Genomic DNA, 14,107 nt, shown 5'->3' on the forward strand with positions numbered 1-14,107 from the left:
CCTGTGTTGAACGCAGCCGACAGGGGCGAGCGCCCAACTCCGCGATGCCCCCGTCGCGTTGGCGGAATACAACCACGCCCGACACGCAGAGGGCATGCGATTTGGACTGGTTTAAGCCAAAGAGCAGCCATGAATGACATGTCAGACGGTGCTGTGATCAGCCACGCACCAAGTCCGGCGGGCGCCCACCGCCACAACCAGCCCGCCGTGGTCGTCCGGAAATGCCGCTCGGACCGCCGGCTCTCGCCTTCTGGCCGCAGGTCCCGCCATCCGAGGCTCCAGCGTGCTCCAGGCCGTCGAACGCGGCGACAACTCGTTCGTCCTTGAAAGCGCGAGGCGATATCGCACGCGGTCGTGCTTGCAGGAAGCCGGTATTTCAGCGAAGCCTGGGTCTGCGCTCAGCTTGCCTGTCCGTCATCGATCGGCGGCGGATCTGCCATCGCCAGTCACCCAACACGTCATGTGGCGGCGGTATCTGGTGGCTAGTCATGGTATTCACTCGGGCGGTAGGTTCCTGTCCGGCCGGTGATCACCGGCCGTGGATGTACACGCCGGGCCGCAGCAGGTGGTGGGGGCGACTGTCCCGCCCGGATGCGTCGCGGACCGCAGAACGGGGAGCCCATGACCAGCTACCACCGCGCGCTCGCTTCCGCGGGCGTCCTTGCCGCCAGCGCAACACTCGCCTTCGGCGCGAGTCCGGCCGGCGCCAGCGCCTCAGCCCTTCCCTACGGGCCCGGCCCGCAGAGTCACTACACGGTGCAGAAGCAGCCGGCCCCGGGGACCTGCCACTACCGGCATGACCAGGCGCAGCCGCTACCCGACAGCCGCTGCACCCCGGGCGCGCTGAACCCGAAGGTCACCACACAGACCCTGAAGACCACCATCTGCAATCCGCATGGTTACACCTCGAAGATCCGGCCTCCGGCGTCGGTGACGGGCCGGGAGAAGGTCGCGAACGCCGCGTCGTACGGCTACAACACCGACAAGGCGAGCCTGCACGACGCCGAGTACGACCACCTCGTCTCGTTGCAGCTGGGCGGAGACCCGAATGACCCGCGTAACCTCTGGGTAGAGCCGCCGAGCCCCGGACACCAGCCGGGCGCCGGGCCGAACAACGACAAGGACAAAGTCGAGACGCGCCTGCACACAGCCATCTGCAGCGGACGCGTCGGCCTCGCAGCAACCCAGAAAGCCATCGCCTCCAACTGGGTAACCGCTGAACACCGACTCGGTCTGAAGTAGCGGCTCCACCGGAACGGCCGTGCAGACGCCTGGCCGCCCGAGGCCATCTGCCCGCCCCGGTGCAGGTACGGGGCGCACCGCGCACCGGCTAGCGCCCCTGCCTTGGGGGACTGCTGGCCGCTGGCGGTATCTGCGCCGGTCCTCTGCCGGGCCCCATGGCGGAGGCGCGGTGGCCGCGGGTTCGATGGCGCGGGACTCGACCTCGTGAGACGGGCAGCAATTCGAGGCCGCAAATCCGACTTCCCCTTCCCGGCCGGCAGGGTCTTCTCGAAGATCACGGACAGGGCCGTGGTCTTCGTAACCGCTCCGCCGGGCGGCCCGCCCGGGAACGAGCAGCGGCACCACCCGTTCAGGCGGTAGGTCCGATCATCGGCGCCCAGGCCCGGCCGCTCAGGATCCATGCCCGTGGCCACCCCTGACGACGAGTTACTCGCGCTGGAACGCTCCGCGGAGGAAGAACACGCCAGGCTCACCGGCCTTACCGGCGAGGAGTACGACGCGCAGTGGCGGCGCTGGCGCGATGCCGCACAGCGGGCGCAGGCCGCCGTCACCGCATACGCCGAAGCCACCGGCGCCAACCGCTACAAGCTGGAACAGGCCGTGAAGAAGGCCGTCCGGCATCCGCCGCAGGACCCGGCCGCCGAGCAGCAAGGAGCCGGATAGCCGGCACGGGCTCCTGCCGGGGAGCAGCGGGGCGGCGCGCAGCGCGGCGAACTCCACGCGGACCTGGGTCTTCTGACTGTCAGGCAGCGTTCTCGGACTTGGCCGGAGCGGGCAACAAGTCGTTGAAACCGCTATAAACTCCCGCTGCACTCGTTCATCCCAGAGGGGGGATTCCTTTGCGCGCACGTCTTGTTGCTCCGGCCATCGCCGTCGCTCTCACCGGTGTTCTGTTCAGCGCACCGACCGCGTCCGCGGCCACGCTGCCGTCGACCAACACCGCTCACCACTGCGTCCACCACACCACCGGTCTGTGCGGCTGGACGCACCGCCAGAAGCCCAAGGACAAGTACGAGACCGCCAAGTGCAAGGACGCCTCCCTGTCCTACTCCCGGCACTCGCAGGGCACCTGCTCCCACCACGAGGGCGTCCGCTACTGGTTCAAGTAGAGCGCGCTCTGCCACATCCGTAGAGAGCGTGGGTCAGCACCTGCGCAGGTGACCGGGCCCGGCCTCAGGAAGGCCGGGCGTTGCTGGCGCTGTCTGCACCCCCACGGCCGGTGGATCGGAGGCACGTGGCCTTTGCCCCGCTCCACCGGCCTGGCAGTCGCCGGACTACATTTGCCGGTCGCCTCGCCAGGCCACCGACGTCAGCGCGGCCAGGCCTCCGTTGGCCAGGCCCTTGTAGGTCACCGTCCGGGCTGGTCCCAGTTCGTGTGCGAGGCGTCTGGCCAGGTCCATTCCGTCCTGGAACAGCCGCTCCCACTCAGCGTCGTACTTGCCGTCCTCACGGTCTCGCAGGTCCAGGTTCAACGTGGTGTCGATGTCCTGCGCCCACTTGTACAGGCCGCAGACGAGGTCGTCGGACAGGTCCAGGCCGGCAGGAGGGTCGTCGTCGGGGAAGAAGTCTCCGAAGCCATCGGAGCGCAGCGGGCCATACTTGAACTCGCCCTCGACCGTGATGTCGATCGGGTGCGGTGGGGCGTCGTGACTGTCGCGGTCCCAGTGCAGGCGGTCGCAGCCCCAGCAGACCCACTTCACCGTGCGGTGGCGTTCGTCCCAGTAGCGGACGACCCAGGACGGCCCGAGGTGCCGTGCCAGGCGCTGTGCGGCTGCCAAGCCCTGCTTGACGTGCTTGCGCAGGTCCGGGCGGGAGGTGAATCCCTCGGGCGGGCGGGCAAGCGACCATGAGCGCAGAGCGTTGGCCAGGTCCTCGGGCAAGTCCAGCCCGGAGTCGTCCAGCGGGACGTTGCGGGTGAAGGCATCTACGTCGTCGCAGAACCCGGCATGCTCCGGCTCGTACAGCGGAGACGGTTCGTCCTGGGCGTGTACGAGCACGTGGCGCGGTTCTTCGAAGGTCATACAGGGTTTGCTCCGATCACGAATCCGTTGTCACCCACGCTGATGGCCAGGCGCTGGGACTTGCCGTTGAAGGCGACCTCGTAGATCGGCCTCCCCGCTCCCTGGGTGCCGACCCTGGTGCCCTCGGCCAGAGCCTTCCCTGACGAGGGCGGCCTCGGCGAGCGTCCGGCGGGTCTGCTCCACCGTGTCGCCCCCGGTCGTCTGTTCCGAAACGCTGCCGGCCTTCGGAACCGGTGGAACAACCGGCGGCGCACCCTCGAGGCGGCGGGCACGGCAACGGTGCACGACCGGGTGCGAGAGCCGAGACGATCGGCACGGCGCACCGCCTGGACCCGGACCCTCAGTGCGTCGGCGGCGAGGCGGGCCCGCTCGTGCGGTGAGGCGGTCCGGTTGCGCAGCGTCACCCGCGATCGGGTCCACCAGGCGCTCGCCCAGGGCGTACGCCCGAGCCCGCGCTGCCGGCCGGTCACCCCCCTCTGGGCACCGCGACAGCCGACTCGGCGCAGGCGTTCGGCGGAGCTGCTGCTCGACGGCCGGGGACGTGGGGCTACTGCGCCTCTTGACCATCGCCGGCCGGGCGCTGTCGCAGCACAATCGGACTCAGGGACCGCGCCGTGGAAAGTCCTGCGACGGGCCCTGTGGCGCAGGCCCCCGGTCCGCCCGTTTGTCACAAGATCTACGAGTGCAACTGCGGACAGCGCCACGAGTACAGCACCGACGTCAAAGGCCACCGGTTCCCGCCCCTCCAGGACGGCTGCACCGGCAGCGGCTGGGAAGCTGAAGACTGCTGCGCACCCCGGCGCCTGACCGGCCGGTGCGACGGGCCGCACCTTCCGCAGTCACTCGGCCGGCCGACGGCCCGGGTGGAAGGCGCGCACGGTGACGTAGGAGTTGCCGGGTCTGGACGTTCTCGGGGCACCTCACCTCGACCGGGCCGACATCGGTGAGCACGGTCTTCGCCCCGGGTGCCATTGCGACTGCTGCCGTCATTCTTCCCGGCCGCAGTACGACGAGCTACTGGCACCGTTGCAGTACAAATACAGGGTTTCGCGGTGCAGCAGACTTCGCGTCAAGAGCGGAACCGACAAGAGGAGAAGGGCTCCTTCGGCTGCCAGGCTGACCAGCCCGAGCGGTTCCGTCCAGTTGCCGATGTCGGAGCTGTAATGGGGCAGTCCCGGGCCCCTGGACAGAACGTATCCCAGCAGGGGGCCCGCGGCGACCCCGGCCGCCAGCAGCCATCCCAGTCGGACGACGCCGACCAGAAGCAGCACGGCAGCAACCACAGCAAGGATCTCAAGGACATGGTAGGCGACACCGATGTAGTGGGGATCCCTCGTCGTCGTGACGCCGCCCTGATCTTTTACATGGATGACGGCCACCGCCAGACACAGCAGAGCCCCTGCCGACCTTGCCACCCACGTGGCCTCCCACCCCCCTCGCAGCGCGGTGTGACATGCGACGGCACCTCCTGCTTCCATCGGGAACGCCGTGTCCGAGGCGCCGCGTTCCCGGCTGTGCATGCTGTCTCTCCTGATGGAGCGGACGAGTGACGCGCGAGGGGTGCGTCACGAGGACCGGCCCGCGTGCGCTGACTCGGTCTGCTCAGCGGGGTACTCCCTCGTTTCAATTTCCGTCTCGTTCAGCCACGGCCGCCACCGATCACTACTGAGTGCCGCTGCTCCCCGGCGGCAGCCGACCGGCCGAAGGTCCGGTGTAAGCCCCGTACTGCCACCGGAAAGAGGCCCTTGCTGAGAACGCTGTCAGAGGCGGGACTGCGTCTGCTGGGCGAGCTTCAGGTGGGTCTGCAAGACGGGCAGGTCTTTGCGTGCCTCATCGATGACCTGCTTGTTACTGCCGGTGGAGATCTCCTTCTTCGCATCGGAGATGTCCATCTTGTGATCGCTGATCTCCGTCTTCACGTACTGCTTGTCGAACGCGGTGCCGTGCAAGGAGGCCATGTGCGACAGCTCGGATTGCTCCTTGCTGGTCGGCGTGGTGGGAAGGGCGACCTTCAGCTGCGCGGCGAGCTTCTTCGTGTCCTGGGAAGACTTGGTGTGGTCGGACATCAGTCGCGCGCCGAACTGCTTCACGGCAGCACTGTGCGCGTGGGTCTGCGCCAACTTTCCGCCCTGGATCTCGAAGAGATCCCCGGCCGCCGACGTCTTCATCCAGGTGGTGTCCTGATGTGAGGGCATGGTCGACGGGGACGGGCTGGACGCCGCCAGCGCGACGCCCGGCGACAGCGTTACCGCAGCGATGACGGACACGGTGAGAGCGGCTGTTCTGGGACTGGCCATAGTGCCTCTCCTGAGGAAGAGCTTGTAGGAGGCGGGATCGGTCGCGCTGCTGAGCGTCAGTGCCTCTTCCAGCGAAACCCGGTCGGGCCGCCTGGTCTGTATAGCGCCGAGTACCACCTGAGAAGGACACGATCAGACAGAAACACAAAGAATGCCCAAATAAGCCCGGCGTCGCGCCGAACTGGGAGACGCGCGCCCGGGCAGGGCGACACGGCCGTCGGCAACGACGTGTGGTTCGGCCACGGCGCCACGGTCATGCCCGGTGTACGCATCGGTCACGGCGCGATCGTCGCCGCGGGCGCCGTGGTCACCGGCGACGTCCCCGACTACGGCATCGTCGGCGGCAACTCCGCTCGGCTCGTCCGCACCCGCTACGACGCCGCGGACATCGCCCGGCTCCTCGCCGTGGCGTGGTGGAACTGGCCCGTGCAGCACATCACCAGGCACGTACGGACAATCATGTCGGGGACCATCACCGACCTGGAGGAGGCCGCCGCGCAGCTCGACCGGCCCTGACACCGCGTCCTCGCCACACCGCCCGCACCCGCCCCGTGCCAGAAACGAGTGATCACCCATGTCCGCCGGGGCGGCGACGCAGTCGTCGAGAGCAGACGCCGCGATCGCACGCACAAGCTCTTGGCGTTAATACCCCGACGCATCCGGTGGTGGGCTGCCGCTGCCTCAGCAGACCATTACTGACCTTGAAGGTGGGTTGTCGTAGGGGCTGACGATCGGTGATCGTCGCGGTATGCCGGGTGTATGAGGTATCCGCAGGGTGGGGGTCTGACCGCGGAGAGGCAAGCGTTCCGCGAGCGGGTCCGGATGGAAGCAGCGGTGATGTTCGCCGAGGGGCGGGGCAGCACGGACACTGCGAAGGAGTTACGGGTCAGCGTCCGGTCGGTCCAGCGGTGGCGGCAGGCCTGGAAGGCGGCTGGCCGGGATGGGGTTCGCTCTCACGGCCCGGCGTCCAGGCCGAAGCTGAGCGAGGCGCTGTTCGCCGTGCTCGAGGAGGAGCTGTCCAAGGGGCCGGTCGCGCATGGCTGGCCGGACCAGAGATGGACACTGGCCAGGATCAAAACCCTGATCGGCCGGCGGTTTCACAAGTCGATGACGTTGTCGGGGATCTCGCAGATGCTGCGCCGGCATGGCTGGAGTCATCAGGTTCCGGCCCGTCGTGCCCTCGAGCGCGACGAGACCGCGGTGGCCGGCTGGGTGAAGGAGGTGTGGCCGCACGTGGAAACGCCGCGGCGGCGCTCGGGGCCTGGATCGTCTTCGAGGACGAAGCCGGATTCTCGATGACGCCGCCTACCTCACGCACCTGGAGCCGACGCGGCACCACACCGGTCATCCGGGTACGCGGCCGTTCCCAGCGTCGCTTCTCCATCGCCGCCCTGTGCTGCTACAAACCCGGCGAGCGCTCCCGCCTCGTCTACCGGCCCAGACAACATGCAGATCTTGGCGGTGCACGGTCGACTTGGACACCCCGAAGCACGGCGGCAACGCCCGCCAGGCACAGCCACTGACCAGCACATAGATGATCGCGGCGAACACAGCCTCGTCATCGATGTTCGCGACTCCGCCGCCCTGCGGACGCACCCGCGCCGGCGGCAACAATGGCTCGGCGATCTCCCATAAGCCATCCGGCACGCCCCATCCCCACCGCCCACTCTCCATATCCGAACTAACGATCAACTGACCATGTAGGACACGGTCAAGACGACTCCGAACTTCGTTCTGAAATGATCAATAAGTCTCCTCGCCAGGAGAGCCTGAGACTCCTGTCGACCATGAAGCGCTTTCCCACGCTTGCTCAAACTCCTCCCGACTGATCAGTGAAGCGGCGAATTCGGGCTGACTTGCCACATCCTCGATGGTACCTACTGGAATCTCACTCAAGCCGATTTCTGAAGATTCGTGAGACGCATCGGCCTTCAGTCTTCGCCCGTCCCGATAATGTTGGATCTTGCGGACCTCATATCCGTCATGGCCGATTTCATTATAGAATCTTGTCGGCTCTTCTTGGAAGTCGTGCAGCCACTCAACTTTCCAATATTCCATAACTTAGCTCTTTCCATGGCTGACGATGCGGCCCGTCAAGTCGAGCGGGCCTTGGTTGTGTACCACGAAGACGTCGGGCCGCTCAACTGATCGCATGACCTGAAGTCCGCGAACGTCTACCTCGATGAAGTGACTGAACTTGTGGCCAGCCCAGGGCACCCGGACAAAGGCGTAGGAGAGCTGTCCAGGGGTCTTCGTTCCAGGTTGTATGTCGGAAAGGTACTGGCCATCTCCGAAGCGTGCATCCTTGGGATTGTCTGCCTTCAGGGAGGCGCGCAGTTCTTTACTCTCCAGGATGCCGTTGTAGCCGGTCTCGTTTGTGTAGTGATACAGGGTGCCAAGGTCTTCGTCGGGAACTGGTTCGACACGGTACGGGCACTCGTCCGGTGCCAATCCCAGAGGATCTCCCCATGTATGCGGGTTGTGCACGTACGTGTCGGGGTTGGGTGCTGGTGCGAGCCCGAGTGGGTCTGGGGTGACGTAGCGCGCAACTTCAGGGTCGTAGTGGCGGAAGTAGTTGTAGTGGAGGCCGGTTTCGGGGTCGTAGTACTGGCCGGGGAAGCGTAGGGGGGTGTAGGCGCTGCTGTCGGCGGCCCACGCTGTCGTTCCCCACAGGGTGCTTCGGGTGCGCCAGGCGATGTCGCCGTGTTCGTCGATGAGTTCGCTGGGGGTGCCGACGAGGTCGGTGACGATGGCGAAGAAGCGAGAGTCGATTTCGGCCTGGGGAATCTCGGCTGCGGTAATGCGTTCCGTCTGAGCGACAGGGCGAACGCCCTGGTGGTCCCAGGTGAGAGTGACCGGGTTGGGGAGGTCAGGGGATGTCGTGGTCTGTTCGCAGAGGGTGGTGCCGTCCCAGGTGAAGTCGACACGCTCGACGATGGTTTCGCCGTCCTCTGCGAGCCGGAGTTTGGCCGTGCGTCGGCCTAGTGGGTCGTAGGTGTAGCGCCAGCGGGTGCCGTCGGGGGTCACCACTGACGTCAGATGATCTTCGGCGTCCCATTCGTAGTGCCAGGTGTCGGGTTTGCGGGACAGGCGGGTTTTCTGACGGAGGGTGATGCGGCCGAGGGCGTCGTGTTCGTAGCGGACGTTGCCGGCGCGTGTGATGCGGGTGCCGGCGTAGGTGCGGGTGCCCACTGCTTCCTGGCCGGGGTGGCTGCTCGGCCACTGGGCTTGGGTCTGGTTGCCTGCCTCGTCGTAGGCGTATGTTTCTGTCCAGTTGAACGCGTGGACGGCGGTGACCCGGCCTGCGGCGTCCAGGTCGAAGTGGCGGGAGCCGGGTAGATCGTCGACGATGCCGACCAGGTTGCCGTCGGCGCGGTAACTGTAGGCGCGGTGCATCGTACGCCCGTGGGCGCTTGTCACGGACTGGGTCGTCATTCGGCCCAGTGGGTCGAAGGTGTGGTTGAGGGCTAGGGCTGCGCCGACGTGACGGGTTCGTTCGCGGCCTGCTTCGTCATAGGTGAAGTCGATGGTTCGGCCCGACGTGCGCATGCTGGTGCAGCGGCCAGCGGCGTCATAGGACCAGGTGGTGGTAGCCCCGGTGGGAGTCGTGCGGCTGCTGCGTCGGCCCAGCGTGTCATAGGTGTAGGTGCACGTGCGGCCGTTCACCGTTTCGGAGCGTAGACGGCCGTGGCGGTCACGCAAGAGTGTGATCGTCGCTCCGTCCGGGCCGGTTGCGTGCGCCAGCTCGTCGGTCAAGTCGTAGGCGTATGTCGTGACCAGACCTGCGGCGTCCTTGCGGACCACCTGGCCGAGTTCATTGTGCTCGAAGGACACCGTCTCTCCGAGAGCGTTCCTGCGAGAGGTGAGGCGGTTTGCGTCGTCGTAGGCGTAGGTCAGTGTTCGGCCGTCGAAATCCGTCTCCGTCACCAGACGGCCGGCCGCGTCGTATTCGTAGGTCCAGGTCAGGCCCTGCGGATGCGTGACCTGCGTCAGGCGCAGTTCGCTGTCGTGGGCGAACTCGTAGCGCACTCCGTCCGGACCGGTACGTGCCGTGAGTAGGTCGAAGTGGGTGTATTCGAAATGGGTCACGCCCCCCACGGGGTCGGTGTGGCTGGTGCAGTTGCCCTCTCCGTCGTACGTCCAGGTTTCCGAGGTGCCGTCGGGGGCGGTGCGACGGGCGAGATGACCTTCGACTGTCCATTGCAGTTGCGTCGTGGCGCCGGTTGGGTCTGTGATCGCGGTCGGGCGGCCGAATTCGTCTCTTTCGTATCGGGTGCTCGCGCCCAGTGCGTCTGTGACCATCAGCGGGAGTCCGGCGCGGTCACAGGTCAGTGTCGTCGTGTGGCCCAGGGGGTCGGTCACGGAGGTCAGGTGGCCGGCTTCGGTGTACGCGAAATGCGTTGTCTGCCCGGAGGGGTCCGTCACCGATGTGCGGTTGCCGCATTCGTCGTAGGTCTGGCGTACGACTGTGCCGTCGGGGTTGACCACCTTCACCGGCAGGCCGAGGGCGTTGTACTCCGCCCTGGCTACCCGGCCGTCCGGCCGGACCACTCTCGTGAGGTTGCCCTTGTCGTCGTAGTCGTACGTCGTCGTGTGGCCGAGGGGGTCAGTCTGGGTGAGGAGGCGGTTGTAGCGGTCGCGGCGGTATCGGGTCGTTGCACCGAGCGCGTCGGTCACCGCGACCACCTGCCAGGTGTCGTTGATGAGGTAGCGGCGCGTGTGGCCTTGACCGGTCGTGGCCGTCGTGGTCCGTAGGCCGGTGTGCGGGTCGGGCTCCTCGTAGGACAGGTGCAGGACCATGTGCCCTGCGGATCCCCCTTGGGCGGTGCAGCGGTCGTGTTCGTCGTAGACGTAGGTGTAGCTGCGGTCGTTGGTGTCCGTCCACGAGGTGATCCGGCCGGCTTCGTCGTACGTGAAGCGAAGCGGCAGGCCGGTGGAATTGATGACCTCGGTCAGGTTGTCGTCCGTGTAGGCGTAGCGCTTCAGTTCCTCGCCGGTGGCGGCCAGGTGGACGGCCGTGATGCGGCCGGAATCGGTAGTGACCTTGATGGCCTGGCCGCTGCTGGAAACGACGGCGAGCGGGGTGCCTTGCGCGTCGTACTCGAAGGTGAGCCAGTTGCCGTTGCGATCGTCGATCTGCTCGAGGACCGCAAGGTTGTCGCCACGGTCGGTGAAGTGCCAGGTGCGCCGGGTATGAGAGTCCGTGACGGTGTAGCCTCCGTCGACCCTGTCCAGGGGCCAGCGGGGGCCGTGGCTGGGCTGGGTCGGCACACCGGGGGCGGGGTGCGGGTAGGCCAGCAGGAGGCCGTCTTCGGTGATGAAGACGACGCCCTCGGCGTCGATCTCCAGGCGCTGGTCGAACGTGGAGGCCCAGGACGGGCCGAACCAGCGGCCAAGGCGGTAGCCGGACTCCACCCGACGCTTCAGGGACAGCGGTAGGACACCTGGCAGGGCGACGTCCGTCTGCGGCAAGTACATTTTTCCGGTGGCGAGGTCGATTGGGTCGGTGTCCTCGCTGTGCTTACCCTCGGACCGCGATTCCTCGGCCGGATGTTCGTTCACCCTCTCCCGAGCGGACTTCCCGGCGGCGTTCTCGCCTCCTTCCTCGACCGCGTTGCGAGCGGTCTTGCGTAGCCCCTGTTCCGCGACTCCTTCCGCTCCCTCCTTCAGCGCGAGTCGCAGTCCGCCGCGGGCGAGCCCCGCACCCTTGGTGCCGATGAGCTCCGGGATGAGGCGCCCGACGAACTCCGAGGGATCCTTCTTGAAGCCGTCCACCGCGGCCTGGACGACCCGCTCGGGATGCGCGGCCGTGGAGACCAGGCCGGACAGCGTCATGCTGACGTTCTGCAGGTAGGCGGCCGGATGGGTGAGGTTGTACGGGTCGGTGGGGTTCAGGCCGCGGACGAAGTTGACCAGGCCGGCGGTGCCCTTCAGCGCACCACCGACCACATGGGTGAGTTCGGTGTTGGCGGCCTGATATCCGTCCACGAAGTCGTTGCCCAGGCGCTCCAGCGGCGGCGGCTCGGCGGGAGCATGCGCGAGCGCCGCCTTCACCTTGGCTTCCGCCTGGGAGGCGGCAGTGTTGCGCTGCTTGCGGGCCTCGGCGAGCTTGTGGACAGCAGCCTTGACGTCGGCCTTGCCCGCCGTCATGTCCTGCTTCGGCTTCGGTCCCGGGTCGTCGCCCGCACGGGCCTTGGCGTTGTAGGCGTCGGCTTTGGTCTGGTAGTCGTCGGCCGCGGCCTTGGCCGCCTTCACGCCCTTCTTGTAGAGCTCCACGGCCTCCTTGGCCTGGGCTTGCGCCCACTTGACCGTGTCCGCGTACGACTCCAGGGCTCCCGCTGCCGCGGTGCATGCCTCGGCCGCCTGCGCCCACTTGGTCGGGTGCACGCCGAACTTCTCCCTGAAGGCGTCACCGCCCTCGCCCTGCCAGCCGGAGGAGTCGACTTTCCTCAGTCCCTGGCTGACCTTGTCGAAGGCACCGTGGAAGTCCTTCAGGTGTTTCGCACTCTCACGGATCTTCTCCGGGTGTCCGTGGACGAGCTCGTTGGGCTCCTCGGTCTGGCCGAGCTGCTGCTCGCCGGGAGTGGCGCCCAGGTCGGAGGCAACCTCGTCGCCCCAGTCCTCCACGCTGTCGGCCCAGTCGTGCGCACCGACGTAGTCCAAGGCCCCGCCGAGCTTGTCCGTGCCGTAGTCGACGGCCTCGCCGAGCTTCTTCTTGCCCTCGTCGTAGAGGTGTTCGGCTCCGCCCAGGACGGAGTTGGTTATGTCTCCGACGCCCATCAGCCTTCACCGCCCTGCCGCTGGGCCGCCTTGGCGCGGGCTTCCGGGGAGGGGCCGAAGGTGTCGTCGAGGAACTTGTTGTACTCCTTGTCGGAGACCCCGACCGCGCCGTGCAGGTCCTCGGGGTCCAGGCCCGGCAACGGGCCGATGGTGTGGGAGGTCACGACGTCCCGGCCGGCGTCCTTCCAGCCCTGCTCGCTGTTGGCCAGCGCCTGGTCGAAGGACTTCTTGCTGTAGTCGACGCTCATGCCGGACTTGGCGATGTCGCCCCAGCCCATCTTCTCCACGTCCTCCTCGGAGGCGTACGGGTTGCCGACGGCCGAGTTCGCGACGACCTTGAAACTTCCCTCGACGTACTTATCGGTCTCGTAGTACGTGCCCGCCGACAGGCCCGTCTTGACCGCGAAGCCGTTTCCCTCGTTGATCAGCGAGCGCACGCCCCACTCCCATCGCTCGCAGAACGAGTTGAACTCCCCCGTCAGGCCCTCGTGCCCCAACTCAAGTCCGGACAGCGCGATGTCGCCGAAACCGCGCCCGGCCCCGGCCTCCCCGACCATGCCGAGTTCCTTCAGCTCGCCCAGAGCCTCGGTCAGCCCCTTGGCGATCAGGGCGAGCCCGTCCGTCTTCAGGTCCTTGCCGCCCTCGGTCATTCCGCGTCCCCCGTCCCACTGCCGAAGTCAACCGCCACCTCGTCCGGCACGATCCCGCGCACCGGCGGAAACACCATGCCTTCCTCCCCGTCCGCGCAATCCAGCGCCACCCCGCACGGCACACCGGCCGCCGGCACCGCCACATCCAGCAGACGCGCCCCGAGAACGGTCTGGTACGACCACTCACGCGCCGCCTCACCCCGCACGATCGCGTAACGGGCCAGCGCCTGCTCGTCAGAGAACGCCAGGATGAAACGGACGCCACCAAAATCCGCGGTCAGCAGACCTCGTTCACCCTCCGGTCCCGGCCCGTCCCCGAGCGGCACCAGAACCGGGGTACGGCGGAACTCACCCAGCAGGACGGCGAACTCACGCTTGCGAGCCGCAACCACACTGGCTTCGCGACCGGGTTCCTGGCTATCAACGGGCGGCCGCTGATCTCGCCCTTGTTCTTCGCCGTGCTTCTGCGGAGACACCACCGGCTCCCGCTCGTCCGGCACCTTCGTCATCTCCGCATAGTCAGCGATGCGTGACCGTGGAATCCGCTGCGGCCCGTCGACCGCCCCCCCGTGCTCAGACATACAGCCATCATCACAACTGCGCACAGCGAGTAGCAAACACAGCCATGGATCCGGGTTGAACCAGTCGCAGTTCACCAGGCTGGTGACGTTGGTGCGGCGTCGCAGTGGTGTTGTTCAGCGCGGCCGTACCCGACGACTGCCGCTGTAGGACCGGGTGTTGCTGGTGGCGACGTACGGCACACGACCTGACGTTGCGGCGGGTGGCGCCGTTGTTCGGGGTCTCGTAGTCTACGGCCGCCCCTTCCTCGACCACCTGGCACCGTTGCTGGCCATCTCGCTGACTCGGCGGCACGCAAAGGACACCATCTACATCGTCGACGGCACCCTGGGGCCCACCCGTGATCGCAGCGTGACCGCGTCCAGCAAGAACTACCGCTACTCGACGAACCGGCAAGTCGCGACCGACGCCAACAGCCGCCTCGTGGTGGCGATCGCCCTGCCGCTGCCGGGCAGCCGCAACGACTGCCACCCAACGACTGCTCACCGAGCTGCAAACAGCCGGCGGCCACCCCTACGACCCGCCTTCCGCAGCCGCC

11 protein-coding genes and 4 pseudogenes are annotated in these 14,107 nt (G+C 67.1%); 7 read left to right on the plus strand and 8 right to left on the minus strand.

Annotated elements, in window-relative coordinates:
* Positions 1 to 621 precede the first annotated feature (621 nt).
* The 3 genes from ACIQVT_RS00065 to ACIQVT_RS00075 all read left to right on the plus strand — a co-directional run bounded on the left by ACIQVT_RS00065 (position 622) and on the right by ACIQVT_RS00075 (position 2,351).
* Positions 622 to 1,242: a hypothetical protein gene (locus tag ACIQVT_RS00065; RefSeq protein WP_403745433.1), complete on the plus strand. Its 621-nt coding sequence runs from the start codon at positions 622 to 624 to the stop codon at positions 1,240 to 1,242.
* Between the two features lie 405 nt (positions 1,243 to 1,647).
* Positions 1,648 to 1,905, plus strand: coding sequence for a hypothetical protein (locus tag ACIQVT_RS00070; RefSeq protein ID WP_403745435.1), 258 nt, complete (start codon positions 1,648 to 1,650; stop codon positions 1,903 to 1,905).
* Positions 1,906 to 2,081: 176 nt separating this feature from the next.
* Positions 2,082 to 2,351 carry a DUF3761 domain-containing protein gene (locus ACIQVT_RS00075; protein WP_403745437.1) on the plus strand — a complete coding sequence of 90 codons (270 nt, stop codon included), beginning with the start codon at positions 2,082 to 2,084 and terminating at the stop codon, positions 2,349 to 2,351.
* A 165-nt stretch (positions 2,352 to 2,516) separates the two neighbouring features.
* Here the strand turns inward: ACIQVT_RS00075 and ACIQVT_RS00080 are convergent, their stop codons facing one another.
* From ACIQVT_RS00080 to ACIQVT_RS00090, 3 genes are all read right to left on the minus strand, one after another.
* The gene (locus tag ACIQVT_RS00080) at positions 2,517 to 3,263 is read right to left on the minus strand and encodes a hypothetical protein (RefSeq protein WP_403745439.1); all 747 of its coding nucleotides are present in this window, start codon (positions 3,261 to 3,263) and stop codon (positions 2,517 to 2,519) included.
* A gap of 986 nt (positions 3,264 to 4,249) precedes the next feature.
* Complete coding sequence (locus tag ACIQVT_RS00085; RefSeq protein WP_403745441.1) at positions 4,250 to 4,783, minus strand: hypothetical protein; 534 nt, start codon at positions 4,781 to 4,783, stop codon at positions 4,250 to 4,252.
* 240 nt (positions 4,784 to 5,023) lie between these two features.
* On the minus strand, positions 5,024 to 5,560 hold the full coding sequence (locus tag ACIQVT_RS00090) for a DUF4142 domain-containing protein (RefSeq protein WP_403745443.1): 537 nt from the start codon (positions 5,558 to 5,560) through the stop codon (positions 5,024 to 5,026).
* Positions 5,561 to 5,755: 195 nt separating this feature from the next.
* Here ACIQVT_RS00090 and ACIQVT_RS00095 point away from each other — a divergent pair.
* The 3 genes and pseudogenes from ACIQVT_RS00095 to ACIQVT_RS00105 all read left to right on the plus strand — a co-directional run.
* A pseudogene (locus ACIQVT_RS00095) lies at positions 5,756 to 6,076 on the plus strand (CatB-related O-acetyltransferase); the annotation flags it as partial.
* Positions 6,077 to 6,319: 243 nt separating this feature from the next.
* A complete protein-coding gene (locus tag ACIQVT_RS00100; RefSeq protein ID WP_403745445.1) occupies positions 6,320 to 6,859 on the plus strand; it encodes a winged helix-turn-helix domain-containing protein in 540 nt (179 codons plus the stop codon).
* Positions 6,856 to 7,041, plus strand: a pseudogene (locus ACIQVT_RS00105) (IS630 family transposase); the annotation flags it as partial. The gene ACIQVT_RS00100 and the pseudogene ACIQVT_RS00105, both read left to right, overlap by 4 nt.
* Here ACIQVT_RS00105 and ACIQVT_RS00110 read toward each other — a convergent pair.
* The 5 genes and pseudogenes from ACIQVT_RS00110 to ACIQVT_RS00130 form a co-directional block, all read right to left on the minus strand.
* A pseudogene (locus ACIQVT_RS00110) lies at positions 6,995 to 7,234 on the minus strand (transposase); the annotation flags it as partial. The pseudogenes ACIQVT_RS00105 and ACIQVT_RS00110 sit on opposite strands and share 47 nt — an antisense overlap.
* Before the next feature lie 69 nt (positions 7,235 to 7,303).
* Positions 7,304 to 7,618, minus strand: coding sequence for a DUF6881 domain-containing protein (locus ACIQVT_RS00115; protein ID WP_403745447.1), 315 nt, complete (start codon positions 7,616 to 7,618; stop codon positions 7,304 to 7,306).
* A gap of 3 nt (positions 7,619 to 7,621) precedes the next feature.
* Positions 7,622 to 12,340: a putative T7SS-secreted protein gene (locus ACIQVT_RS00120; RefSeq protein WP_403745450.1), complete on the minus strand. Its 4,719-nt coding sequence runs from the start codon at positions 12,338 to 12,340 to the stop codon at positions 7,622 to 7,624.
* A complete protein-coding gene (locus ACIQVT_RS00125) occupies positions 12,340 to 12,990 on the minus strand; it encodes a hypothetical protein (RefSeq protein WP_403745452.1) in 651 nt (216 codons plus the stop codon). Before ACIQVT_RS00125 ends, ACIQVT_RS00120 begins: the two co-directional genes overlap by 1 nt.
* Positions 12,987 to 13,571: a hypothetical protein gene (locus ACIQVT_RS00130; protein WP_403745454.1), complete on the minus strand. Its 585-nt coding sequence runs from the start codon at positions 13,569 to 13,571 to the stop codon at positions 12,987 to 12,989. The genes ACIQVT_RS00125 and ACIQVT_RS00130 overlap by 4 nt, the downstream gene beginning before the upstream one ends.
* Before the next feature lie 16 nt (positions 13,572 to 13,587).
* On the opposite strand from ACIQVT_RS00130, the pseudogene ACIQVT_RS00135 reads away from it, so the two are divergent.
* Positions 13,588 to 14,049 (plus strand): annotated as a pseudogene (locus tag ACIQVT_RS00135) (IS5/IS1182 family transposase); the annotation flags it as partial.
* Positions 14,050 to 14,107 lie beyond the last annotated feature (58 nt).

This window comes from Streptomyces sp. NPDC100445 (genome assembly GCF_044759735.1).
Classification (GTDB): Bacteria; Actinomycetota; Actinomycetes; order Streptomycetales; family Streptomycetaceae; genus Streptomyces.